Consider the following 23279-nt stretch of genomic DNA (forward strand, 5'->3'; position numbering starts at 1 on the left):
TTTCTCCGCGTCGATCGCCGGCTTGTGCACCGCCGACGTGTCTTGAGACCATTTAGATACCAATATGTACCAGTAGCGCAATTGGTCTCTTTTTGGGCTTGTCAATTTTGTGAAACTGCGCACAGATCGGCTCCGCAGGGTCAATGTAACGCCGGTCTCGCAGGTCTATGCGAAGAATTGGTATCACATTGGGCTCGCGTCGGCTCCGGGGGAAACAAGGCCCGGAAATAGGGGAGAAGCCGAGTGAACCAACATCGCAAATCCATTTTGATCGCTTCGGCGAGTCTTCTGGCCGTCGCCGTCGCGGGCCCGGCCTTCGCGCAGGACACCCAGGTCGACGAGTTCGTCGTCACCGGCATCCGCGCCTCATTGCAGCAGTCGCTGGAAACCAAGCGCGCCGCCGACGCCATTGTCGACTCGGTCACCGCCGAGGATGTCGGCAAGTTCCCGAACACCAACGTCGCCGAAGCCCTGACCATGGTTCCCGGCGTCACAGTCGACCGTCAGTTCGGCCAAGGCGAGAAGGTCAGCATCCTGGGCACCGACCCGGCGCTGAACCGCACGCTGCTCAATGGCCAGACCGTCGCGTCCGCCGACTGGTTCATCCTCGATTCGCCGGGCCGGACGTTCAACTACGCGCTGCTGGCGCCGCAGATCGTCGGCCGCGTCGACATCTACAAGACGCCGGAAGCGCGCATCGACGAAGGCAGCATCGGCGGCACGGTCAACGTCATCACCCGCCGTCCGCTCGACATGAAGCCGATGCTGGCCGCCGGTTCGATCGGCTACCTCTACAATGACCGCTCGGAGGAGGGCGACTTTCAGGGCGCTCTCATGGGCAGCTGGAAGAACGAGGCCGAGACCTTCGGCATCGCCCTATCTGTCCAGAAAGCCACCGACCAGCTGCGCCGCGACGGCATCGAGACCTATGGCACCATGGCGGCCAGCAACTGGGCGGGCGGCAACGCCGACAACCCGGTCGACTCGCGCAACTTCGGATGCACCGGGACCTGCGCGACGACGCTGGGCAATAACCTCAACGCCCGCAGCCCGAACGCCTTTGGCACCTCGTTCTTCGAGCAGGAGCGCGACCGCACCAGCTACACCGCCTCGTTGCAGTTCCGCCCGACCGAGGAAGTCGAACTGGAGTTCAACTGGCTGAAGATCCAGGCGAACTACGACAACCTGAACCAGTCGATGTACGCCTTCCAGGGCAACACCTGGAACAGCCTGGGCGCTCTCACCGGACTGACGGTGAACAACGGCGTCGTCACCTCCGCAACCTTCCGCAACGCCCTCAGCGTCCTGGATGTCCAGTCCCGCGAAGCCGAGATGAATTCCGACACCTATGACTTCCGCGGGAAGTACCAGGGCGACGGATGGGACGTGTCCGGCAACGTCGGCTTCTCGAAGGCCGACGGCGGCACCAAGAAGCAGGTGTTCCTCGAGTTCCTCAACTGGGGTGACTACACGGTCGACATCAGCGGCGCGCCGGGCAACCCAGGCCAGCTGACCTACGCCAACAACGTCCAGGGCGATCCGGCCGCCTTCGCCACCGATCCGGGCTGGAGCGGCAACCTGGTGGAGAAGCCGACCACCGACGAAGAGAAGTACGCCCAGGCCGACTTCGGCATGGACCTCGACGGCGTCATCAAGCGCGTCCAGGTCGGCTACAAGTTCCGCCGTCATGAGACGACCCAGGAGTATGCCGGCATCGCCGTCACCGGGGTCGCGGCGCCGGCCAGCCTGTTTGGCCCCAGCACCGTGCCGGGCAACTACCTCGACGGCTTCGGCTCCAATCAGCAGATGACGAACCGCTTCCGCATCGATGGCGGGGCGATGGTCAGCTACGTCGAGGGCGGCACCTGGCTGGCGCCCGGACGGGCGATGCCGACGCCGTCGATCTTTGCGGCGCCAGAGTTCACCGCCGGCAACTGGGCGATCCAGGAGGACATCAACGCCCTCTACGCTCAGGGCGAGATCGACGCTGGCGCACTGCGCGGCAACTTCGGTGTCCGCTACGTCTACACCGACGTCGATAGCGCCGGTTACGTCTGCAATCCCGGCTCGCCTTGCGCGGCTCCGTCCGACTGGACCTGGAAGTCCACGCAGAAGAGCTACGACAACTTCCTGCCCAGCGTGAACCTGGTCTACAGCGTTCGTGAGGACCTGCTGCTGCGCTTCGCCGCCGCCCAGGTGATCGCGCGGCCGAACTACGCCGACATGACCAACTTCTTCCAGCTGTCGGACGGCATCCTCACCGGTTCGGGCGGCAACCCGAACCTCGACCCCTACAAGTCCAGCAACTTCAACATGGCGGCGGAGTGGTACTTCCAACCGCAGGCCATCGTGGCGGTCGAGTTCTTCTACAAGGATATCAGCAACTACATCCTGCAGCAGACCGCGCCGGAGCAGTACTTCAACCAGTCGCAGAACCGGGTCACGACCTACCAGATCAGCCGTCCGCACAACGCCGGCACGGCCGACATCAAAGGCGTCTCGATCGCCTATCAGCAAAACTACGCCTACGGCTTCGGCCTTCTGGCCAACTACACCTATGCTGACGGCAACGGCAGCGACGGTCAGGATCTGCCCTACAACTCCAAGCACCAGATCAACGTCAGCCCGTTCTATGAGAACGGCCCGATCCAGCTGCGTGCGACCTACACCTGGCGCTCGGAGTACTTCACCGGCATCGACCGCGGCGACAACATGTACGTCAAGGACTCCGACAACCTCGACATCTCGGGAACCTATAACTTCACCGACAATGTCAGCGTCACCCTGGCGGGCATGAATCTCACCGACGCCGAGTACTACGCCTACGCCAACACCGAGGCCTTGCCCCGCGGCGCCTATCGCACCGGCCGCAAGTACATGGCGACGGTCAGCCTGAGCTTCTGATCCGCGCGAACGCGAAGCCGAACGTGGAAACAGCTCAGCTCCTGAGCTGCGCCCGCGGCGGACGAGGGACCCATGCCCGGGGACCTCGTCCGCGCCTTCGCATACTGCGCAGGCCGGTCCAGGATGCTTCCATGATGACCCGCTGCGCCGAGATTCCCCGCAACCCCGCCTCGTCGAGGCCACTGGGCGGGGCGGCTTGCCGCTCCGCCCTTATTTTGTGCGAGTCCGGCCGATGATCCGTTCTCTTCTCCTCGCCACGGTCGCAGCGGCGATGTTCGCCAGCGCGAGCTGGGCGGCGGCTCCCATCATTCCTGCGCCGGTGTCCGACACCCCGCGTGAGGGCGCGTTCCAGCTCGACGAGCGGACGGTGATCAGCGCGCCGACCAACGACGCCCAGGCCCAGGCCAGCGCCCGCTATCTCGCCGATCTGCTGTTGCGCAGCCGCGGCCTCAAGCTGGCGGTCCGCGCGCCAAAGGCCGGCGAGCGGGCGATCGTCCTGAGCCGCCAGGGACCGACTGGCGAAGCCTACAAACTGGACGTCGACGGCCAGCGCATCACCATCGCGTCGGCGGGCGATGCGGGCTTGTTCTATGGCGCGGTCAGCGCCTGGCAGCTTGCGACCGCCGAGCCCGGCAGGGGGCCGGCGGTGATCTGGGCCCGCCAGATCGACGACGCCCCTCGGTTCGGCTGGCGCGGGGTGATGCTCGACAGCGCCCGTCACTTCCAGAGCGTCGACTACGTGAAGGGCCTCATCGATCGGATGGCGCTCGCCAAGCTCAACACCCTGCATTGGCATCTGACCGACGATCAGGGCTGGCGACTGGAGATCAAGAAATACCCCAAGCTGACGCAGGTCGGCGCCTGGCGCGTGCCGGCTGGGCCGGCCCCCGCGGCCGACTTCGATCCCGCGACCGGCAAGCCGCGCGTCATCGGCGGCTACTACACGCAGGATCAGGTCCGCGACGTCGTCGCCTACGCGGCCGCGCGCCACATCACCATTGTCCCGGAGATCGAGACGCCCGGTCACGCCCATGCGCCGATCGTCGCCTATCCGGAGCTGGGTTCCGCCGCCACGCCGCCGACCGCCACCTCCTCGGACTGGGGCGTCTTTCCCTATCTCTACAATGTCGATGAGCGGACGTTCGCCTTCCTGGACGACGTGCTGACCGAGGTCGTCGACCTGTTTCCCGGGACCTACATCCACGTCGGCGGCGACGAGGCGGTCAAGGATCAGTGGAAGACAAATCCCGCTGTCCAGGCGCGGATGAAGGAACTTCACATCGGCAGCGAGAGCCAGTTGCAAGGCTGGTTCATCTCCCGGGTCGAGCAGATGCTGGAGGCCAAGGGCCGGCGGCTGATCGGCTGGGACGAGATCCTGGAGGGCGGCGTCGCCGAGAGCGCCACGGTGATGTCCTGGCGCGGGATCGACGGCGCGATCATCGCCGCCAAGCTGGGCCATGACACCATCCTGAGCCCCGAGCCGATGATGTATCTCAACAATCGCCAGAGCGCCGCGCCGGACGAACCGCCGGGCCGTGGCGCGGTCGTGACGCTGAAGGACGTCTATGGCTACGAGCCGATGCCCACGGCGCTGAACGCCGACGAGCGCCACCATGTGCTCGGCGTCCAGGCCAACATATGGACCGAACATGCGCGGACCGAGGAGCGCGTCTCCAAGATGCTGTTCCCGCGCGTCGCGGCGGTGGCCGAGACGGCCTGGTCGCCCGCCGCGGCCAAGGACTGGAAGAGTTTTGCAGACCGCCTGCCGGCCGAACTCGGACGCTATCGCGCGCTCGGCCTGACTTTCGACGAGACGCCGCTCAAGGTGCGCGCGCTGAGCGAACCGCAAGGCGGGGGCGCGCGCGTCGCTCTGTTGGGAGCCGAGGAGGTCGGCGAGATCCGCTACACGCTGGACGGCTCTGCGCCCGGCGCCGGGGCGATGCTCTACAGCCAACCGTTCGCGGCGCCTTTGGGGACGCGGGTCCGCGCGCAGGCTTTCCGCGGCGGCCAGCCGTTGGCGGCAGCGTCAGACCTCACGATCGACGCGCGCAGCATCCGCACGCGGGCCAGCCAGGAACTGAAGGTCTGCCAGGGTGCGCTGGTGCTGAACCTTGAGGACGACGCGCCGCTCCAGGGTGACCGGGCCCGCTTCCTCGTCGACATCATGAACCCCTGCTGGATCTACGAAGGCGCCGATCTGACGGGCGTTTCGCAGATCGAAGTCGCGGTCGGCCAGATCCCGTTCAACTTCCAGATCGGCAAGGACGTCGAGAAGATCAAATTCCGCCCGCCGGCCACGCCCGAGGGCGAGCTGGAGGTTCGCCAGGATTCCTGCGAAGGCGCGGTTGTCGCCACGCTGCCGCTGGCGCCGGCGACACGTTCGCAAGGCGTCACGGTCCTGACCGGCAAGATCGCCGGCGCGGCCGGCCCCCGCAAACTGTGCTTCAGCTTCACCCAGAAGGCCGTCGAGCCGATGTGGGTGATCGATCGTGTGACCCTGGTCCACGGAGCCGGTCATGACCGCTGAACTGGTCCTGCTCTCGCCGCTTGACGGCTGGGCCGCGCCGCTGGCCGAGGTCCCCGATCCGGTGTTCGCCCAGGCCATGCTGGGGGACGGTGTGGCGGTCGATCCGACCGGCTCGGTGCTGCATGCGCCTTGTGACGGCACGATCATCTCGGTCCACGCCGCGCGTCACGCAGTCAGCCTGCGGGCTGAGGGCGGCGTGGAGATCCTGATGCACGTCGGGCTCGACACCGTGACCCTGGGCGGCGAGGGCTTCGAGGTCCACGTCGCCGAAGGCCAGGCCGTGCGGGTCGGCGAGCGGCTGATTTCCTTCGATCTTGCGGTGCTGGCCGAGCACGCCAAGAGCTTGATCACGCCGATCGTCGTCACCGATGCGGCAGGCCGCACGATCGCAACGCGGATCACAGGCGCGGCGGTGAAGGTCGGCGATCGGCTGCTGACACTGTCGCCGCCGGCCCGTGTGGCCGAGACGGCCCCTGTGGCCGGCCCCGAACTGACCCGCGCCATCGTCGTGCCGCTGGTCCACGGCCTGCACGCGCGTCCCGCGGCGCGCGTCGCTGAGGTCGCCAAACGCTTCCAGGCCGAGGTTTCGCTGCTGGCGCTCAATCGCCGCGCCAATGCACGCAGTCCGGTCGGGATCATGTCGCTGGGCCTGCGGCACGGCGATGCCGCCACCCTAGCCGCCGCAGGTCCCGACGCCGCCGCGGCGCTGGAGGCGCTGGCCGAGCTGATCGAGGGCGGGATGGGCGAGGGCGCGCCGATCCGTCCCCCTGCGCCTGAGATCGCGCTCGCCAAGCGCGCGGCGCTCGCGCAGCTGAAGGGCGTGATGGCTTCGCCGGGCCTGGCCGTCGGCAAGGCCGTGCGGCTGTTTGTCGAAGAGCTTCAGGTCGTCGAGGCGGGCCAGGGCGCTGCGCACGAGCGCGCGGCGTTGGAGGCGGCGCTGGCCGCCGTCAGCGCCAAGATCGCGCGCGAGGCCGAGAGCGGCGAGGGTCAGGCGCGGCGCGCCATCCTGGGCGCGCACGCCGCGTTCCTGGACGATCCGGAACTAACCGGCCAGGCGGCGCGGCTGATCGGCGAGGGCAAGAGCGCGGGGTTCGCCTGGCGCAGCGCCATCGGCGCCTATGTGGAGGCGTTGCGCGGCCTGGGCGACCGCCGGATCGCCGAGCGCGTGGACGACCTGCTGGACCTCGAGCGGCGGGTTCTGCTGATCCTGGCCGGCGAGGAGGACCGGGGCCCCGACCTGCCGCCCGGCGCGATCCTGTTGGCCGAGGAGCTGCTGCCCTCGCAGCTGATGGGCCTGGACGCCGCGCGGCTGGCCGGGATCTGCACGGCCAAGGGCGGTCCGACCTCGCACGTGGCTATCCTGGCCGCCTCAATGGGGGTCCCGGCGGTGGTGGCCGCCGGGGCGGGCGTGGCGGCGATCAATGAGGGGACCAGCCTGATCCTCGACGCCGACGCGGGACTGCTGCACGTGGCGCCCGACGCCAAGGCGCTGGAGGCGGCGCAGACCACGCTGGCGGTTCGGGCCGAGCGCCGGGTGGCGGCGCGGGCCGCGTCGCGCGAAGACTGCCGCATGGCCGACGGCACGCGGATCAAGGTCTATGCGAACCTCGGCTCGCTGGTCGACGCCGAGGCCGCGGAGGCGGCGGGGGCCGAGGGCTGCGGTCTGTTGCGGACCGAGTTTCTGTTCCTCGAGCGCGAGACCGCGCCCGACGAGGACGAGCAGACCGAGCGCTACGGAGCCATCGCCGCGGCCATGGGCGGGCGGCCGATGATCATCCGCCTGCTCGATGTCGGCGGTGACAAGACTGCGAGCTATCTCCCTATCTGGCCTGAAGAAAATCCGGCCCTGGGGGTGCGCGGCGTGCGCGTTCTGATGCGCCGGCCGCAGGTCCTGAAGACCCAGCTCCGGGCCATTCTGCGCGGGGCGCCGCACGCCAAGATCATGATCCCGATGGTCGCCAGCCTGTCCGAGCTGCGGGCCGTCCGCGCGGCGCTGGATGAGGCGCGGCGCGAGATGGGCCGGGTCGGGCGCACCGACCTTGGCGTGATGATCGAGACCCCGGCGGCGGCGGCCACGGCCGATCTGCTGGCGGCCGAGGCCGACTTCCTTTCGGTGGGGACCAACGACCTGACGCAGTACGCGCTGGCCATGGATCGCGGCAATCCGGACCTAGCCGGCGAGATCGACGCTCTGCACCCGGCGGTGCTGCGGATGATCGCCCAGGCCAGCGAGGGCGGGCGCAAGCACGCGCTGTGGACCGGCGTCTGCGGCGGCCTGGCCGGCGACCTCGCCGCCGTGCCGATCCTGATCGGCCTGGGCGTCAGCGAGCTCTCCATGCCCTCGGCGGCGATCCCCGAGGCCAAGGCCCTGATCCGAACCCTGTCGCCCGAGCCGTGCGCAGACCTGGCGCGGCGGGCGCTGGCCCAGCCGTCCGCCGAAGCCGTGCGGGCGCTCTCGAACACCTTCCTGACCGGAGAAGCCTGATGGCCTCGCCCCTCGAAGCGCTGCAATCCCTTGGCCGGGCGCTGATGTTGCCCATCGCCGTGCTGCCGGCGGCCGGTCTGCTGCTGAGGTTGGGGCAGCCCGACCTGCTCGACGTGGCGTTCATCGCCGCGGCGGGGGAGGCGATCTTCGCCAACCTCGGCCTGCTGTTCGCGGCGGGCGTCGCGGTGGGGCTGGCGCGGGACAACAACGGCGCCGCCGGGCTGGCGGGGGTGGTCTGCTTCCTGATCGCCTCGCGCAGCGCCGAGGTGCTGCTGCACGTGCCGCCCGAGGCGCTGAAGGGCATGACCGGCGACGCCGTGGGCCTGGCTGCCGCGGCCTTCAAGGAGAAGGCCATCGCCAAGGTCTCGGTGCCCATTGGCATTCTGTCGGGCCTTGTGGGCGGCCAGTTCTACAATCGCTTCTCGAACATCAAGCTACCGGAATATCTCGCCTTTTTCGGAGGCCGGCGGTTCGTGCCGATCGTCGCCGGCCTGGCGGGCCTGGCCCTGGGCGGCTTCGTCGGCTTCACCTATGAGGGGCTGGACGCCGGCATGGACGGCGCCAGCCGCGCCATCGTCGGTTCGGGCGAGGCGGGTCTGTTCATCTATGGCGTGCTGAACCGCGCGCTGATCGTCACCGGGCTCCACCACATCCTCAACAACATCGCCTGGTTCATCGTCGGGGACTTTCACGGCGCGACGGGCGACCTGAACCGGTTCTTCGCCGGGGATCCGAGCGCCGGAGCCTTCATGGCCGGGTTCTTCCCGGTGATGATGTTCGGCCTGCCGGCGGCGTGCCTGGCCATGTACCACGCCGCCCCCGCGCACCGGCGCAAGGCGGTCGGCGGGATGCTCGCCTCGATGGCGCTGACCACCTTCCTGACCGGCGTGACCGAGCCGATCGAGTTCAGCTTCATGTTCCTGGCGCCGGTCCTGTACGCGATCCATGCGGTGCTGACGGGGCTGTCGTTCATCGTCATGAGCCTGCTGGACGTAAAGCTGGGCTTTGGGTTCTCGGCCGGGTTCTTCGACTATGCGCTGAACTTCGGAAAGGCGACTAACCCGCTGTATTTGTTGCCGATCGGATTGGCTTATTTCGGGCTGTACTACGGCGTCTTCCGCTGGGCTATCGCGCGGTTCGACCTCAAGACGCCGGGGCGCGAGCCCGAGGCCGCGCCCGACGCCGCCGCGCCGCGGCCCTTGAGCGGCCGCCGCGGCGAGGACTTCGTCGCCGCCCTGGGCGGGGCGGGCAATCTCGTCAGCGTCGACGCCTGCACGACCCGGCTGCGGCTGGTGGTGGCGGACCAGTCCGCGGTCGACGAGGCGGGGCTGAAGGCCCTGGGATCGCGCGGGATGGTCCGCCCGTCCGACAAGGCGCTGCAGGTCGTGTTGGGGCCGGTGGCCGATCAGGTGGCCGGCGAGATCCGGGCGGCGATGGCCGGCGCACCGCTTGCCGCGCCGGTCGTTGCCGCGACGCCGGCGCCGGGCGCAGCGTTCGACGTCGGCCCCTGGCTGGCCGGTCTGGGCGGGGCGGGCAACGTCGTCGAGGCCGGGCTGAAGGCGGGCCGGGTCAGTGCGCGGCTGGTCGATCCGGCGGCGCTGGACGAGGCGCTGCTGCTGGCGGGCGGGGCGCGCGGCGTGGCCCGGTTGCCGAACGGCCAGGTGCAGATCCTGCTGCGTCCGGCCTAGCCGAGCGGCAGGTTTTCGGGCCCGGCTTCCAGGTACTGTCGCGATAGGGGGCGAAGTTGGGCGTTTGCGGGCCCTCTATCGTCGCTACCGGCAGGTTTGGGCCCGCCAACCTGCCGGTAGCGACGATAGAGCGCTAGAGCAGGTGGCGAAGCCAGGGCTCGGGCGTCCAGGGCGGTAGGGAGGAGAGCGCCACGCGCCGACCGTCGAGGTGAACCTCGACCGGGTAGCCGTCGATTTCAAAGCGCTTGCCCAGGGCGATCGCAGCCTGGTCGTCGTCGCATTGCGCCGTCTGCGTGCGGAACCGCTCGCCGAGGTGATTGACCAGTGAGAAGGAGTAGATGCGCATGCAACCCCGATCACCGCGAGCGCGGTGCAAGACCGGGGGATATGCACTGAGCATATGCTCACATGGTCTCGCCGACAAGGAATTCGACACGGTCCGCGCCGCTATTTTCAGGTCTGGTGCGAGGTCATGACCACCTCGGTGGGGGCCGGCGTCACGATCCACGGTTGATGGCCGCGGGCTGCGTGCTGGACGGCCGCGCCGACGTCGCGCCTGTCGACCGGCTGGCCGCAGGTGGCGCAGACATGAAAGTGGCGGGCGTCGTCGATCGGTTCGTGATCGGCGCGCCCGATGTAGTGAAGCTCGCGGGACATCGGACCTCCTTGGCGCCCCGCAAGACGACTCGCCAGGAGGTCCCGCGGTTCCCGCCCTAGGGGATCAAGGACCTCGCGGCGGGCTAGGAGGCGCGGGGCGCCAGCAGCCGCGCGAGCAGGGCGGGGCGGACGGTGAGGGTGGTGACCACGGCGCCTGCGGCCAGACCAGCGCCGAGGATCCCGGCGACGAGGCCGACCCCGCCGCCGATGACGCCGACCAGGATCGCCAGGACGAACAGCGCCTTGCTGGACAGTCGCAGCCGGGCGCGGCGCTCGGCCGGGCAGGCGTGGCCGGTCACCTGCCGATGGTGGCGGTCCATGGACAGCGCCGCGCTGATGAAGGCGGCGAAGGCGAGCGGGGCGCTGACGAAGCCGAGCAGTTCCATGACGCTACTCCGCCGCCGCCGTGCGCGCGGCCCGGCGCGGCGCCGGGGCGGCGACGCGGCCGGCCCGGCGGGCCATGAACAGGAAGCCGCCGCCCAGCGCCACCAAGGTCAGGTCGAGCGCGACCATGGCCCAGTCGCCGGCGGCGAGGCTGGCGGCGAGATTGCGTCCGCCGGTCGCCGCCGACAGCAGGGGGATGGCGGCGAAGGCGAAGGCGGCGAGCCAGGCGGTCTCGGTCCAGGCGCGCTTCTGGGGGCGCAGGGCGCTGTAGACGATGGTCGCGGCGATGGTGGCCAGGAAGATGCGGCCCTCGACTGCGGGGCGATCGGCGAGGCCGGCGGGCAGCAGGCGGTCGGCCCAGAAGAAGCCGGCGATGGCCAGCGGCAGGCCCATCACCGCCCCGACGTTCATCACCTCGACCAGGCGGAAGCCGAAATAGGGCTTGGCCGGGTTCGCCAGCTTGCGGCGGCGCGAGACGGTCCAGAGCACCAGGCCCGAGGCGATCAGCCCGCAGCCGGAAAGGCCGGCGAAGAAGTAGAGCCAGCGCAGGGCCGGGCCGGCGAACTCGGCCATGTGCAGGCCATAGAGCAGGTCGTTGGTGGCCATGGCCGGGCCGGGCGGCGGGGAGACCGCCAGCAGCCGGCCGCTGACGCCGTCGAAGACCGCGCCGCTGACCGGGCGGCTGAGGCGTCCCTGATTGTCCCGGTGCAGGCTGACGCGGGCCGAGGCGTCGCCCGGATTGTTGACGGTCAGTCGGCCGACCTTGCCGCCCAGCTCGCGCTCGGCGGTGGCGATCATCGGGGCGAGCGGGGCCATGACGGCGGGCTTGCCGGCGCGCTCGGGCATGCCGCGGGTCTCGGGCGCGCTGTCGGCGTAGAAGGCCGCGGCGTCCTGGCCATAGGCGCCTGTCATGCCGAACGGCATGAAGGTCGTCGCCAGGGTGACGATCCCGGTCAGGGCGATGAACAGGTGGAACGGCAGGGCCAGGGCGCCGAGCACGTTGTGACCGTCCAGCCAGGCGCGCTGGCCGCCCTTCTCTGGTCGGAAGGTGAAGAAGTCCGAGAAGATCCGCTTGTGGGTGATCACCCCGCTGACCACTGCGCTGGCGAAGAACGCCGCGGCCAGGCAGGCGGCCAGCCGTCCGAAGGGATAGGGGGCCATCAGCTCGAAGTGGAAGCGGTAGAACATCTCGCCGCCGCCGGTGGGCGGATCGACGGCGGGGGCGCCCGTGGCCGGGTCCAGGTCGGCCTGGCCGTAGGTCCCGTCGAGGTTGGACCAGAAGGCGAGCATGTCGCGTTCCTGGCCGTTGGTCGCCTGGACGCCGAACAGGGTCGCCTGGGGCGCGGCGACCAGCAGATGGTCGTAGGCGCGCTGCAGCCCGACGGCCGGGTCGGAGCGAGCGCTCAGCGAGGGGCGGGTCCAGGCCTCGATCTCGTGCCGGAAGACGGTGGCTGTCCCGGTCGCGAAGATGGCGAACACCAGCCAGCCGCAGATCAGGCCGGTCCAGGTATGCAGCCAACTCATCGATGCGCGCAGGCCGCCGTTCATGCCGGAACGCCCGCAAGCCAGGCGCCCGTCCAGAGCAGGGCGGCGCCGGCGGCCATGACCAGGGTCGGCTTCCACGCGCTGCGGGCGGCGAAGACGAAGACTGGGAGCACGGGCATGGCGATGATGGCGACGAGCGTGCCGGCGACCGCCGCCTCGACGCGGCTCACGCCGGCGAGCGGCAGCAGCCGGGCCAGGGCAGTGGCCGCGAGCGCGCAGAGGCCATAGTTGGCCCCCACCGCCAGGACGGCGCGCCAGGCGACCGCGAGCCGGTAGGCGACGCCCGCGTTCGCGGAAGCGGCGGCCATCAGGCCCTGCACGTCACGGCGCGGCCGCCGACGCCGGCCAGTCCGGCGGCCAGGGCCGGCGGGGAAACGATGCGGGCGGGATCGCGCAAGAGCTTTGTCCGGTAGAGGTGCGAATGGGAATGCGAGGCGTTCGCATCACGCCTTCTACGCCCGACCCGTGATCGGCTCAAGCGATCGTCGTTATGCTGCGCGTGCGGCCGAACGGCCCAAGCGTGGCGGCTTGCGCCTTGCGGCGGCGGTTCGTCTGGCGATGTGGGGGGAGTGGTGTTTCCCCAACGCCCTGAAAGCGTTGGGGAAACATGGTGCCGCCGGGCAGGATTGAACTGCCGACCTCAGCCTTACCAAGGATGCGCTCTACCACTGAGCTACGGCGGCGAAAGGCGAGGCGGGGGCTATAGCCAAACCCGCAGCCGGTGGAAAGCCCCAATATGCAGAAACTGCGCTTGACCTGTGGGCTGTCTCGCCGCACCCCCCGTTTTCATGGGAAAGCAGGACAAAACCCCGGCGCAGGAGCGCGAGGCGCAGCTGGCGGCGGCGCTGCGGGCCAACCTCCGGCGGCGCAAGGCCGCGCCCAAACCGGCCGACAAGCCTGCTCCCGCGACGGACGATTCGGACAAGGCTTCGTGAGGGCGGGGCTCGTGACGGGCCTGCCGCTTTTCGGCGCCGCAGCAGCGCGATAGATAGCGCCCAAAGGGTTCGACAAGCGCGACCATCGCGCCAGGACCCGCCGAGGGACACGATTGGATCGCATCGCCATTACCGGCGGCGCACGGCTGATGGGCGAGATCCCCATCAGCGGCGCCAAGAATTCCGCCATCAAGCTGATGGCGGCCAGTCTGCTTACCGACGAACCGCTACGCCTGACCAACATGCCCCGCCTGGCCGATACGCGGCTGCTGGCGCGGCTGCTGCGCCGCCTGGGGACCGAGGTCGTCGAGCAGGACGGGGAGAACGGCCCCGAGACGATCCTGCACACCCGCGAGATCGTCAGCGCGCTGGCGCCCTATGACCTGGTCCGCCAGATGCGGGCCTCGTTCAACGTGCTGGGGCCGCTGATCGCGCGCACCGGCCACGCCAAGGTCTCGCTGCCGGGCGGCTGCACGATCGGCGCGCGGCCGGTGGACCTGCACCTTGAGGCGCTGCGCGCGCTGGGGGCGTCGATCGACCTGCACGAGGGCTATGTCTACGCCCAGGCGCCGCGCGGGCTGATCGGGGCGGAGATCGCGTTTCCGTTCGTCTCGGTCGGGGCGACCGAGCACGCGATGCTGGCCGCGGTGCTGGCCAAGGGCACGAGCGTGCTCACCAACGCCGCCTGCGAGCCGGAGCTGGGCGACCTGGCCGACTGCCTGAACGCCATGGGCGCGAAGGTGTCGGGGGCGGGGACCTCGACCATCGTCATCGAGGGCGTCCAGCGCCTGCACGGGGCGACGCATTCGGTGATTCCCGACCGCATCGAGACGGGCACCTATGCGCTGGCCGCGGCGATGGCCGGCGGCGAGGTACGGCTGACCAACACCCGCTGCGACTTCGTCGACGCCCTGCTGGTGAAGATGGAGGAGGCCGGGGTCGAGGTGACGCGCCACGACGACGGCATGACCATCAAGCGCAACGGATCGCGGCTGAGGGCCGTCGAGATCGAGACCGACCCCTATCCGGGCTTCGCCACCGACCTGCAGGCGCAGTTCATGGCGCTGATGACGCTGGCCGACGGCGAGAGCGTGATCAAGGAGACCATCTTCGAGAACCGCTTCATGCACGCCCCCGAGCTGTCGCGGCTGGGGGCCGAGATCGCCGTGCAGGGCGGCGAGGCGCGGGTGCGCGGGGTCGAGACGCTGGAGGGGGCCCCGGTCATGGCCACCGACCTGCGCGCCTCGGTCAGCCTGGTGATCGCGGCCCTGGCCGCGCGTGGGGAAACCATGGTCAGCCGCGTCTATCATCTGGACAGGGGCTTCGAGCGCCTGGAAGAGAAGCTGAGCGCCTGTGGCGCGAGCGTGCGCCGGATCGCCGGCGACGGCGAGCCTGAGGATTGAGATGACGCAAGCGATGCGGCTGCTGGCGCAGGACGCCGAGGACCTGAAGGTGATCGCCGCGGCGTTGCAGGACGCCGTCGGCAAGATCGGCGACATCTCCTATGAGCCGGCCGGCCGCCGGCTGACCCTGGCGTTCAACCGCTATCGCTGGGAAGCCAAGGGGGGCGAGCGGGTGCGCTCGGCCGTCCAGGTCGGCGGGGTGATGAGGGTCCAGGCCCGCAAGCTGCGGCGAAACGCCAAGGACGCGGTGGTCGAGCTGCTGGACGTGGCCTTCGAGCCGGGCGAGGCGCCCGGCGGGGCGGTGACCTTCACCTTCGCCGGCGGCGGCGACCTGCGGGCCGAGGTGGAGTGCCTGGACGTGGTGCTGGCCGACGTCAGCGCCCCCTGGCCGACGCCCCGGACGCCGAGGCACGAGGCGTAGGTCTAGCCCCGCAACGCCGCGGCGTCTAAAGAGCGCGGCATGCGCCGCTTCTCCTTTTCCGAGCCCGGCTTCGAAGCCGCTTTCGCCGCCTTCATCGACGAGCGTCGCGAGACGCCTGAAGAGGTCGACGCCGCCGTGCGCGACGTGCTGGCCGCTGTGCGGGCCGAGGGGTTGGAGGCGCTGCTGCGCTTCGCCCGGCAGTTCGACAAGGTCGAGATCGACGAGAGCAACATCCGGGTCACGGCGGAGGAGATCGAGGAGGGCGCGGCCCAGTGCCCGCCGGCCGTGCGCGAGGCCATCGCCTTCGCCGCCGCCCGCATCGCCGCCTATCACGCCCGCCAGCGTCCGGCGGACGCGGCCTTCGTCGATGAGGCCGGGGTCGAGCTGGGTTGGCGCTGGACCGCGCTGGAGGCGGTCGGGATCTATGTGCCCGGCGGCCGCGCGGCCTATCCCTCGACGGTGCTGATGAACGCGGTGCCGGCGCGGGTGGCCGGCGTCGAGCGCATCGCCATGGTGACGCCGCCCGGACGCCTGCAGCCGGCGGTGCTGGCGGCGGCCAAGGAAGCCGGCGTGACCGAGATCTGGCGCGTAGGCGGCGCGCAGGCGGTGGCGGCGCTGGCCTATGGCGCAGGGCCGATCAAGCCGGTCGACAAGATCGTCGGGCCGGGCAACGCCTATGTCACGGCCGCCAAGCGGCGGGTCTATGGCACGGTGGGCATCGACGCCCTGGCCGGGCCCTCGGAGATCGTGGTGGTGGCCGACGGGGCCAACCGCCCCGACTGGATCGCCGCCGACCTGCTGAGCCAGGCCGAGCACGACCCGGCCGCGCAATCGATCCTGATCACCGACGACGAGGCCTTCGCCGCCGCCGTCGAGGCGCAGGTGCAGGAGCAGCTGGCGACCCTGACCACCGGCGAGGACGCCGCGGCGTCCTGGCGCGACCACGGGGCGGTGGTGATCGCGCCGCTGGACGAGGCCCCGCGCCTGGTCGACCTGATCGCGCCCGAACACGTCGAGTTCGCGATGGACAATCCCGAGCGCTTGTCCGACCGCGTGCGCCACGCCGGGGCGATCTTCCTGGGCCGGGTGACGCCCGAGGCGATCGGCGACTATGTGGCCGGATCGAACCACGTGCTGCCGACCAGCCGCGCGGCGCGGTTCTCGTCGGGGCTGTCGCTGTACGACTTCATCAAGCGCACCTCGATCGTGAAGTGCGACGCCGCCGCGTTCGCGGTGCTGGGGCCGCACACCGTGGCGCTGGCCGAGTCCGAGGGCCTGCCGGCCCACGCGCGTTCGGCTGCGATCCGGCTGGGGCAGTAGCGCTTCGCGCCGTTCCCGAAGCTGAACAGTTCCTGTCAATTCCGTCCCGGAGGCCGTTCAGGTAGCGCTCTGTAAGTTGTCCGTCATCGGGGCCGCACCGGCCTCCAAGAGATGAAAGACGGAGACCAGCAATGCGCAATCTGATGAACGGCAAGCTGGCTGTGGTCGCCCTGTCCGGCGTGATCGCGGCGAGCGCGGTCGGAACCGCCAACGCCCAGCAATACCGCACGCCGACCGGCGGCGGGGTCGGCTCGATCGTCAGCTGCGACGCGCAGGGCAACAAGCAGGTCGGCGGCGCGCTGATCGGCGCCCTGCTGGGCGCGGCGGCCGGTTCGAACCTGGCCAAGAACGACCGTGGAACCGGCACCGCCATCGGCGCCGTCGCCGGCGCGGCCACCGGTTCGTATGTCGGCTGCAAGATGCAGCGCGACCAGGCGGCCCAGGGCTACGCCCAGCAGCCCAGCTATCGCCCGGCGACCTATACCCAGAACGGCTATCGCCTGAACGGGGACATCGCTCCGGCGACCTTCCAGCGTGACGGCGGCTCGTTCGTCGCCAGCTCGACGCTGAACCTGCGGGCCGCGCCGACCACCAACTCGGCCCGCGTCGGGTCGCTGCGGGCCGGCGAGGGCTTCCAGGCCCTGGCCCGGGTGCGCGGCACCGAATGGATCCTGGTCGGCCAGGGCGGCGTCGGCGTAGGCTATGTCCACGGCGCCTATGTCCGGCCCGCTGGATACCAGTACGCCCGCTACTAAGGGCTGAGGCGCCCAGAAACATGGAGCCACTGACGCCCGGCGAACACGCCGGGCGTCTTTTCTTGTGCGCAGGGCGCAAGATCGCACTTGGCAGGATGACGTTAGGGGGCGGTTTGCAATAAAGCTCCGGCAAGCCTCTCTCGCAGCGCCATGGCCGACGAAGACCGTATCAAGCACCGCCTGCAGTCCGTTGAGATCGACGAGGAGTCCCTCGCTGCGGTTTCGCGCGACCAGGAACAGGAGCGGCAGATCGCAATCTTCGACCTGCTGGAGGAAAACTATTTCCATCCAGAGGGCGCGGACGGCGGCCCCTATGACCTGCGCATGGGGCTGATCGAGAACCGGCTGGTGCTGGACGTGCACGGCCCGACCTACGAGAAGCGCCACATCCTCTCGCTGTCGCCGTTCCGCGGGCTGATCAAAGACTACTTCATGATCTGCGAGAGCTATTACCAGGCGATCCGCAACTCCTCACCCCAGCAGATCGAGGCCTTGGACATGGGCCGCCGGGGCCTGCACAACGAAGCCTCGGAGCTGCTCAGGGTGCGGCTGAACGGCAAGGTCGAGACCGACCTCGACACCTCTCGCAGGCTGTTCACGCTGATCTGCGCGCTGCACTGGCGGGGCTAGGCTGGATGGCTTCGCAAGCGCCGCGCGCCCCGCTTCCGGGCGCCGTCCTCTTCGCCTGCAACTTCAACCGGGTGCGCTCCCCGATGGCCGAGGCGCTGCTGAAGCGGGCGGTGGGCGACCGGGTCTATGTCGACAGCTGCGGCCTGAAGCGCGAGCCGGGCGAGCCGGGCGAGGGGGCCGACCCTTTCGTACGCTCGGTGATGGAAGAGATTTCCGTCGACCTGGCGAGCCACGCGCCCAAGACCTTCGACCAGTTGGAGGACGCTTCGTTCGACCTGGTGATCTCGCTGACTCCGGAAGCGCAGCACCGGGCCGTGGAGATGACGCGGGGCCGCGCCGCCGAGATCGAGTACTGGCCGACCTTCGATCCGACGCTGGCCGACGGTTCGCGCGAGGCGCGGATGGCGGCCTATCGCGAGGTGCGCGACCACCTGGCCAAGAGAATCGCCGAGCGCTTCCCGCGCTAGCCTTCTGGGCGCTGAGAGCGTAAAGGCCTCTGCGCTATAATTGGATTGCACGCCACGGCTCGCGCCGAGACACACTGCGCGGGCCGTTGGTGATTCGATAAACACCACTTGGGAGCCTGCATGGCTAAAGAAGAGCTTTTGGAGTTTCCGGGCGTGGTCAGTGAAGTCCTGCCCAACGCGACCTTCCGCGTGAAACTCGAGAACGACCACGAGATCATCGCCCACACCGCCGGCAAGATGCGCAAGAACCGCATCCGCGTTTCGGCCGGTGACAAGGTGCTGGTCGAGATGACGCCCTATGACCTGACCAAGGGCCGCATCACCTTCCGCGTCCGCTAGAGGCCGCTTGGCCAAGATGACGCCGCAGCGCCTGGTGCTGGCCTCAGCAAGTCCCAGGCGGCTGGATCTCCTGCGCCAGGTCGGGCTCGAGCCCGACGAGATCATCGCCGCGGAGATCGACGAGACCCCGCTCAAGACCGAGACCCCGCGCCTGACGGCGCTGCGCCTCGCGGTCGCCAAGGCCGCGAAGGTCGCGCAGGCTCGCCCGGACGACTTTGTGCTGGCCGCCGACACGGTGGTCGCTGTGGGGACCCGCATCCTGCCCAAGGTGGAGACCCGCGAAGAGGGCCGCCGCTGCCTGGAGCTGCTGTCGGGCCGCGCCCACAAGGTGCTGACCGGCGTGGCCGCGCACGGGCCGGGCGGCAAGTCCGCCAGCCGGCTGGTCGAGACCCGCCTGCACTTCAAGCGGCTGACCGACGCCGAGATCGAGGCCTATCTCGACGGCGGCGAGGGGCTGGGCAAGGCCGGCGGCTATGGCATCCAAGGCCATGCTGGAGCATTCGTGATGTCGATCCAGGGATCGTATCCGGCGGTCGTCGGGCTGCCGCTCTATGAGACGCTGAACCTTCTGCGCGGCGTGGGATTTGTGCGGGCATGAGCGAGCGCACCCTCTTTCTTGATCGCGGGATTGGCGAGAGCCGCGGCGTGGTGATGCTGGACGGCGCGCCCGAGCGGCTGCTGATCGAGCGCGACGGCGGCGATACGCGCACCCGGCTAGGCGCGCGGCACATTGGACGCGTGCGCAAGGTCGAGCCGGCCTTTGCGTCGGCCTTCGTCGACCTGGGCGGCGTCGAGGCGCTGCTGTCGTTCAAGCCCGACTCGCGGCCGGTCGAGGGCGCTTCGCTGGAGGTCGAGATTCGCAGCGAGCCGCGCGACGGCAAGCTGGCGACCGTGCGGGCGATCGGCCCGGCGCAGGGCCCGCCCAAGCTGCTGAGCGCGGCGCCGAGCCTGGCCGAACAGCTCGCCGCCTTCGCCCGCGACGTCGAAATCATCGAAGGACGGCAGGCCCGGCTGGCCGCCGACGAGGCGCAGGACGAGGCGCTGCAGGTGGTTCACAAGCTGCCCGGCGGCGGCGATATCGCCATCGAGCCGACGCGGGCGCTGGTCGCCATCGACGTCGATATCGGCGAGCGCAAGGGCAACGACGTCAAGCGGGTCACTCGCGCGGCGAACCATGCGGCGCTGGCGCAGGGCGCACGGCTGCTGCGGCTGAAAGGCCTGGGCGGCATCGTAGTGTTCGACCTGGTCGGGCGCGGCCACGACGGCAATGCGCTGCTGACCGCGGCGCGGGCGGCGTTCGGGCCCGACAATCCAGGTGTCGCGATCGGTCCGGTCGGGCGGTTCGGCACCATGGAGATGACCATTCCGCGGCGCACCCCGCCGCTGACCGATATTCTCTGTGACGCCAGCGGGGCGTTGAGCGACCTGACGCTGGCGCTGCGCCTGATCCGCGCGATCGAGACGGAAGGCGCCAGCCAGCCAGGCGCGCGGCTGGAGGCGACCTGCGCCCCGTCGGTCGCCAAGGCGGCCGCGCCGTATGCCGAACAGTTGGCCGGCAAGATCGGCGCGCGGTTCAAGATTTCCCCGCAGGAGGGCCTGGCCCGAACCCGGATCGAGGTGAGGGCGGCATGAGTGCGCCCTGTCCGATCTGCGGCAAGCCCGCCGAACAGGAGTATCGCCCGTTCTGCTCCAAGCGCTGCGCGGACGTCGATCTGCAGCGCTGGCTGAGCGGCCGCTACGCCATTCCGTCGGCGGACGATGACGCGCAGGGCGACGGAAGCGAAGAAGACTGAATCCGCCGCTGGACAGGCGCGGACGCCTCTTCTATAGACGCGGCTCCCGCGCAGGCGGGACCTGCTTTCGCCCTCCGATTTGATCGGAACGGCTCGGGCCTGGGTAGCTCAGTTGGTAGAGCAGCGGATTGAAAATCCGCGTGTCGGTGGTTCGAATCCGCCCCCAGGCACCACTTTCCCCTCAATGATTTCGATGGTTCACGCAGCACGTGGCTTGCTGTCTGGGATCTATCTGCGCGCGTCCGGAAATTGACTGCGCTTAGGCTGTCTGGTCCAAGGCGGCCGAGCGGTTGACCGCTGCGCCAGAGGGGACGACTTCGATGACCGCCAACAATCGCATCGTCCTCTCCAGCGACCACAGCGCCATTCAGCTCCGACAGGCGATCGCCGCTCACATTGCGACGTTGGGTTGGGAGGCGGTCGACATCGGCCCGGCGACGGCCGAGAGCACGCCCTATCCCCAGCACGGCGAAGCGGCGGCGCGGCTGGTCGTGTCGGGCGACTGCCGGTTCGGGATCATCCTGTGCGGCACGGGCCAGGGCATCATGATGGCGGCCAACAAGGTAAGGGGCGTCCGCTGCGGCGTCTGCGCCGACACCTTCTCGGCCCGCATGATCCGCCAGCACAACGACGCCAACATGCTGTCGATCGGCGCGCGCGTGGTCGGCGAGGGGCTGGCGCTCGATATCGTCGGTGCGTTCCTGACCGCGCAGTTCGAGGGCGGTCGGCATGCGCCGCGGGTGGAGATGATCACGGCGCTGGAGGCGTAGGCCTTCGACGTCGCACTGGGGCGCTCAGGATAGATAGCCGCCCAGCACCTCCCAGGCCTGACGCTTCTTCGCGAACCCGATGGTGTGGGCTGGGCTGCTGGAGGGGAGGGCGATGAGGGCGAGGTCCGTGCGGCCGGCCAGGATCGTCATGCCGAGCTTCGCCGCCTTGCCGCCATTGAAGGCGACCGCGCGCAGGGCGGGCAGGCGGGCGCAGAGCTCGGGCAGGGCGTTCGACTGGTGGTCGCGGATCGCGGTGTCGAGGCTGCCGGCGCGGACCGCCGAGCCGACCACGTCCCAGAGCCCCACGCCCCCAGCGAGCAGGGCCTCAAGCCGCTCGGGATAGGGGCGGGCGACGAGCTGGCCGCCGACGACCGTCTCCATCAGCCGCCAGAACTGGTTCTGCGGGTTCGCGTAGTATTGGGCCGCGGCCAGCGAGCGCTCTCCGGGCAGGCTGCCCAGCACAAGCAGGCGGGTGCGCTGGTCGGCGACGGGGGCGAAGGAGGCCTTGCGAGGGGCGGCTGGAGGCGCGGGCATGGCGCCCATGATCGCCCAGGCGCGGCGCCTGGACCAGCCGGCGGCGATTCCCCCTCCGATGCGGTCTGGAAGGCCGCGACGGCGATTTCGCCGCCATTTTTTGCGTTTCGACGGCCGCGCGGGCCGCTTCTTTTTCGGAATGGGGCCAAGCCCTGCGGTTATGGGGCCGAATCTGCATCGGGCGGGCCAGCGCCGACTGACGGCTGGGCCATGGCGCCGGCGACACGCCTGGCGGGTCTTAGGCCTGCAAACGCCGAACGTTGGTTGACTCGGGAGGCGCTGACTCTCATCTCCCCGGCGCGACAGGTCGATGACTGAAATTGAAGCGCACCGGCGCCGAATGACCGGGCTGCCGACGGTTATTTTAAGACCGACGTTCCGCCGCGCATGCTGCGATGCAGCATTATTTGTGCGCCAGAAGTAGAAATTCGCCGCGCTTTACTTGGCTAGCGCGTTGTGCGGCGCAACATACCGCGCATTCCCCCAGACTTCTTGGGGTCGCACCCCTCAGCATGGCCTCTTGACGCTTGGAATAGGGGTTGCCAAAGGACCCCTGCCGCACGTCTAACATTGCGGTAAGATTTCGGGTTCCCCTCGGGAAGCTCGATCTCGCTCCCGTATCCGAACGCCCGGTTTCACGCAGGTGGAAGACGGCGCCAGGGTCGGGCGCAGCGAAGCGGCTCTCGCGCTTTGACTGGGCGACCAGACAGGGCGACGGGCTATTTAGTTAGGGTGGGAGACGCTCTCGCGCGACGACCCTTCGGTCCAAACGTGCTAGACCAATCAGGAACTGGCGACAGATGCTCGACAACAAACGAAAGACCCCTTTCATCGCTCTCATTGGCGCCGTTGCGCTGATGGCGAGCGCGCCGGCGTTCGCGCAGGAAGCCGCCGCTCCGGCCGCTCCGGCCGCCGCCGACGCTGCGGCCGCTCCGGCCGCCCCCGCGGCTGACGCCGCTGCTACGGCTGCTCCGGCCGCCGACGCCGCCGCCGCCACGGGCGAAGACGTCGCCCCGGCTCAAATCGAACATGCCGGCAAGCTGACCGTCATGCAGATGTTCCTTGACGCCGAACCGGTCGTTAAGGTCGTCATGATCGGCCTGGTCCTGGCCTCGATCCTTTCCTGGACCCTGCTGGTCACCAAGCTGCTCGAGTTCAGCTCGCTGAACAAATCCTCGGACCGCTTCGTCGAAGCTTTCCGCGGCGCCAAGTCGGTCAACGAAATGGGCCGTATCGCCCTGTCGGACGAATTCGAAGGCAACCCGCTGGCCGACATGGCCGCCGCGGCGACCCAAGAAGTCGAGCTGTCGCGTCAGGCTGGCCTGGCCGTCAACACCACGCACCGCGAAACGACGCTGCACCGGGCTGAAGCCGCGGTCGGCGCGGTTCAAGCCAACCTCGGCAAGCGTCTGTCGAGCGGCATGCAGTTCCTGGCCTCGGTCGGCTCGGGTGGTCCGTTCATCGGTCTGTTCGGTACCGTTTACGGCATCATGAACTCCTTCATCGGCATCGCGAACACCAACACGACCAACCTGGCCGTCGTCGCCCCCGGCATCGCCGAAGCGCTGCTCGCCACCGGTATTGGTCTGTTCGCCGCTATCCCGGCCGTTATCTTCTACAACTACTTCCAGACCCGCATCTCGGCTTACGGCGCGCGTACGGAAGGCTTCGTTGCTGAACTGATGAACGCCATCTCGCGGCAGCTCGACAAAGGGGCGTAAC

General features: G+C 69.3%; 22 protein-coding genes and 2 tRNA genes. 17 read left to right on the forward strand and 7 right to left on the reverse strand.

Features of this window, described 5'->3' with window-relative positions:
- The first annotated feature begins 243 nt into the window (after positions 1 to 243).
- The 4 genes from ASC79_RS19670 (at position 244) to nagE (ending at position 9604) form a co-directional block, all read left to right on the forward strand.
- A complete protein-coding gene (locus tag ASC79_RS19670; protein ID WP_056026365.1) occupies positions 244 to 2904 on the forward strand; it encodes a TonB-dependent receptor in 2661 nt (886 codons plus the stop codon).
- 232 nt (positions 2905 to 3136) lie between these two features.
- Positions 3137 to 5431: a family 20 glycosylhydrolase gene (locus ASC79_RS19675; RefSeq protein WP_056026368.1), complete on the forward strand. Its 2295-nt coding sequence runs from the start codon at positions 3137 to 3139 to the stop codon at positions 5429 to 5431.
- Positions 5421 to 7916, forward strand: a complete 2496-nt coding sequence (ptsP, locus tag ASC79_RS19680) for a phosphoenolpyruvate--protein phosphotransferase (protein WP_056026371.1) — start codon at positions 5421 to 5423, stop codon at positions 7914 to 7916. Before ASC79_RS19675 ends, ptsP begins: the two co-directional genes overlap by 11 nt.
- The gene (gene nagE, locus ASC79_RS19685) at positions 7916 to 9604 is read left to right on the forward strand and encodes an N-acetylglucosamine-specific PTS transporter subunit IIBC (protein WP_056026374.1); all 1689 of its coding nucleotides are present in this window, start codon (positions 7916 to 7918) and stop codon (positions 9602 to 9604) included. The genes ptsP and nagE overlap by 1 nt, the downstream gene beginning before the upstream one ends.
- 133 nt (positions 9605 to 9737) lie before the next feature.
- Here the strand turns inward: nagE and ASC79_RS19690 are convergent, their stop codons facing one another.
- The 6 genes from ASC79_RS19690 to ASC79_RS19715 form a co-directional block, all read right to left on the reverse strand.
- On the reverse strand, positions 9738 to 9950 hold the full coding sequence (locus tag ASC79_RS19690; protein ID WP_056026377.1) for a hypothetical protein: 213 nt from the start codon (positions 9948 to 9950) through the stop codon (positions 9738 to 9740).
- Positions 9951 to 10057: 107 nt separating this feature from the next.
- Positions 10058 to 10261, reverse strand: a complete 204-nt coding sequence (locus ASC79_RS19695; protein ID WP_056026385.1) for a hypothetical protein — start codon at positions 10259 to 10261, stop codon at positions 10058 to 10060.
- A gap of 83 nt (positions 10262 to 10344) precedes the next feature.
- Complete coding sequence (locus ASC79_RS19700) at positions 10345 to 10647, reverse strand: DUF3325 family protein (RefSeq protein WP_056026388.1); 303 nt, start codon at positions 10645 to 10647, stop codon at positions 10345 to 10347.
- Between the two features lie 4 nt (positions 10648 to 10651).
- On the reverse strand, positions 10652 to 12193 hold the full coding sequence (locus ASC79_RS19705) for a PepSY domain-containing protein (protein ID WP_056026391.1): 1542 nt from the start codon (positions 12191 to 12193) through the stop codon (positions 10652 to 10654).
- The gene (locus ASC79_RS19710; RefSeq protein WP_056026698.1) at positions 12190 to 12498 is read right to left on the reverse strand and encodes a hypothetical protein; all 309 of its coding nucleotides are present in this window, start codon (positions 12496 to 12498) and stop codon (positions 12190 to 12192) included. The genes ASC79_RS19705 and ASC79_RS19710 overlap by 4 nt, the downstream gene beginning before the upstream one ends.
- A gap of 300 nt (positions 12499 to 12798) precedes the next feature.
- A tRNA-Thr gene (locus tag ASC79_RS19715) sits at positions 12799 to 12873 on the reverse strand.
- 365 nt (positions 12874 to 13238) lie between these two features.
- On the opposite strand from ASC79_RS19715, the gene murA reads away from it, so the two are divergent.
- The 12 genes from murA to rpiB all read left to right on the forward strand — a co-directional run bounded on the left by murA (position 13239) and on the right by rpiB (position 21023).
- A complete protein-coding gene (murA, locus tag ASC79_RS19720; protein WP_056026394.1) occupies positions 13239 to 14528 on the forward strand; it encodes a UDP-N-acetylglucosamine 1-carboxyvinyltransferase in 1290 nt (429 codons plus the stop codon).
- 1 nt (position 14529) lies between these two features.
- A complete protein-coding gene (locus ASC79_RS19725) occupies positions 14530 to 14949 on the forward strand; it encodes a DUF2948 family protein (RefSeq protein WP_056026397.1) in 420 nt (139 codons plus the stop codon).
- Between the two features lie 39 nt (positions 14950 to 14988).
- Positions 14989 to 16269 carry a histidinol dehydrogenase gene (gene hisD, locus ASC79_RS19730; RefSeq protein ID WP_056026405.1) on the forward strand — a complete coding sequence of 427 codons (1281 nt, stop codon included), beginning with the start codon at positions 14989 to 14991 and terminating at the stop codon, positions 16267 to 16269.
- A gap of 131 nt (positions 16270 to 16400) precedes the next feature.
- Positions 16401 to 17024, forward strand: coding sequence for an SH3 domain-containing protein (locus ASC79_RS19735; RefSeq protein WP_056026408.1), 624 nt, complete (start codon positions 16401 to 16403; stop codon positions 17022 to 17024).
- A gap of 150 nt (positions 17025 to 17174) precedes the next feature.
- A complete protein-coding gene (locus ASC79_RS19740; protein WP_056026411.1) occupies positions 17175 to 17654 on the forward strand; it encodes a UPF0262 family protein in 480 nt (159 codons plus the stop codon).
- Positions 17655 to 17659: 5 nt separating this feature from the next.
- Entirely contained in the window at positions 17660 to 18121 is a 462-nt protein-coding gene (locus ASC79_RS19745) for a low molecular weight phosphatase family protein (protein WP_056026412.1), read from the forward strand.
- Positions 18122 to 18241: 120 nt separating this feature from the next.
- A complete protein-coding gene (gene infA / locus ASC79_RS19750; protein ID WP_012522747.1) occupies positions 18242 to 18460 on the forward strand; it encodes a translation initiation factor IF-1 in 219 nt (72 codons plus the stop codon).
- A 16-nt stretch (positions 18461 to 18476) separates the two neighbouring features.
- Positions 18477 to 19058: a nucleoside triphosphate pyrophosphatase gene (locus ASC79_RS19755; RefSeq protein ID WP_056026701.1), complete on the forward strand. Its 582-nt coding sequence runs from the start codon at positions 18477 to 18479 to the stop codon at positions 19056 to 19058.
- Complete coding sequence (locus ASC79_RS19760) at positions 19055 to 20092, forward strand: ribonuclease E/G (protein WP_056026415.1); 1038 nt, start codon at positions 19055 to 19057, stop codon at positions 20090 to 20092. The genes ASC79_RS19755 and ASC79_RS19760 overlap by 4 nt, the downstream gene beginning before the upstream one ends.
- Positions 20089 to 20253 carry a DNA gyrase inhibitor YacG gene (gene yacG, locus ASC79_RS19765; RefSeq protein ID WP_056026418.1) on the forward strand — a complete coding sequence of 55 codons (165 nt, stop codon included), beginning with the start codon at positions 20089 to 20091 and terminating at the stop codon, positions 20251 to 20253. The genes ASC79_RS19760 and yacG overlap by 4 nt, the downstream gene beginning before the upstream one ends.
- A gap of 97 nt (positions 20254 to 20350) precedes the next feature.
- Positions 20351 to 20426, forward strand: a tRNA-Phe gene (locus ASC79_RS19770).
- A 147-nt stretch (positions 20427 to 20573) separates the two neighbouring features.
- A complete protein-coding gene (rpiB, locus tag ASC79_RS19775; RefSeq protein ID WP_056026421.1) occupies positions 20574 to 21023 on the forward strand; it encodes a ribose 5-phosphate isomerase B in 450 nt (149 codons plus the stop codon).
- A gap of 24 nt (positions 21024 to 21047) precedes the next feature.
- Here rpiB and ASC79_RS19780 read toward each other — a convergent pair whose 3' ends face one another.
- Positions 21048 to 21566 carry a DNA-deoxyinosine glycosylase gene (locus ASC79_RS19780; protein WP_056026424.1) on the reverse strand — a complete coding sequence of 173 codons (519 nt, stop codon included), beginning with the start codon at positions 21564 to 21566 and terminating at the stop codon, positions 21048 to 21050.
- 791 nt (positions 21567 to 22357) lie between these two features.
- Between ASC79_RS19780 and exbB the strand changes: the two genes are divergently transcribed.
- Positions 22358 to 23278 (forward strand): tonB-system energizer ExbB, encoded by a 921-nt coding sequence (exbB, locus tag ASC79_RS19785; RefSeq protein WP_056026427.1) that lies wholly within the window; start codon positions 22358 to 22360, stop codon positions 23276 to 23278.
- Position 23279: the final 1 nt, after the last annotated feature.

The organism is Phenylobacterium sp. Root1290 (assembly GCF_001425305.1).
Lineage (GTDB): Bacteria > Pseudomonadota > Alphaproteobacteria > Caulobacterales > Caulobacteraceae > Phenylobacterium.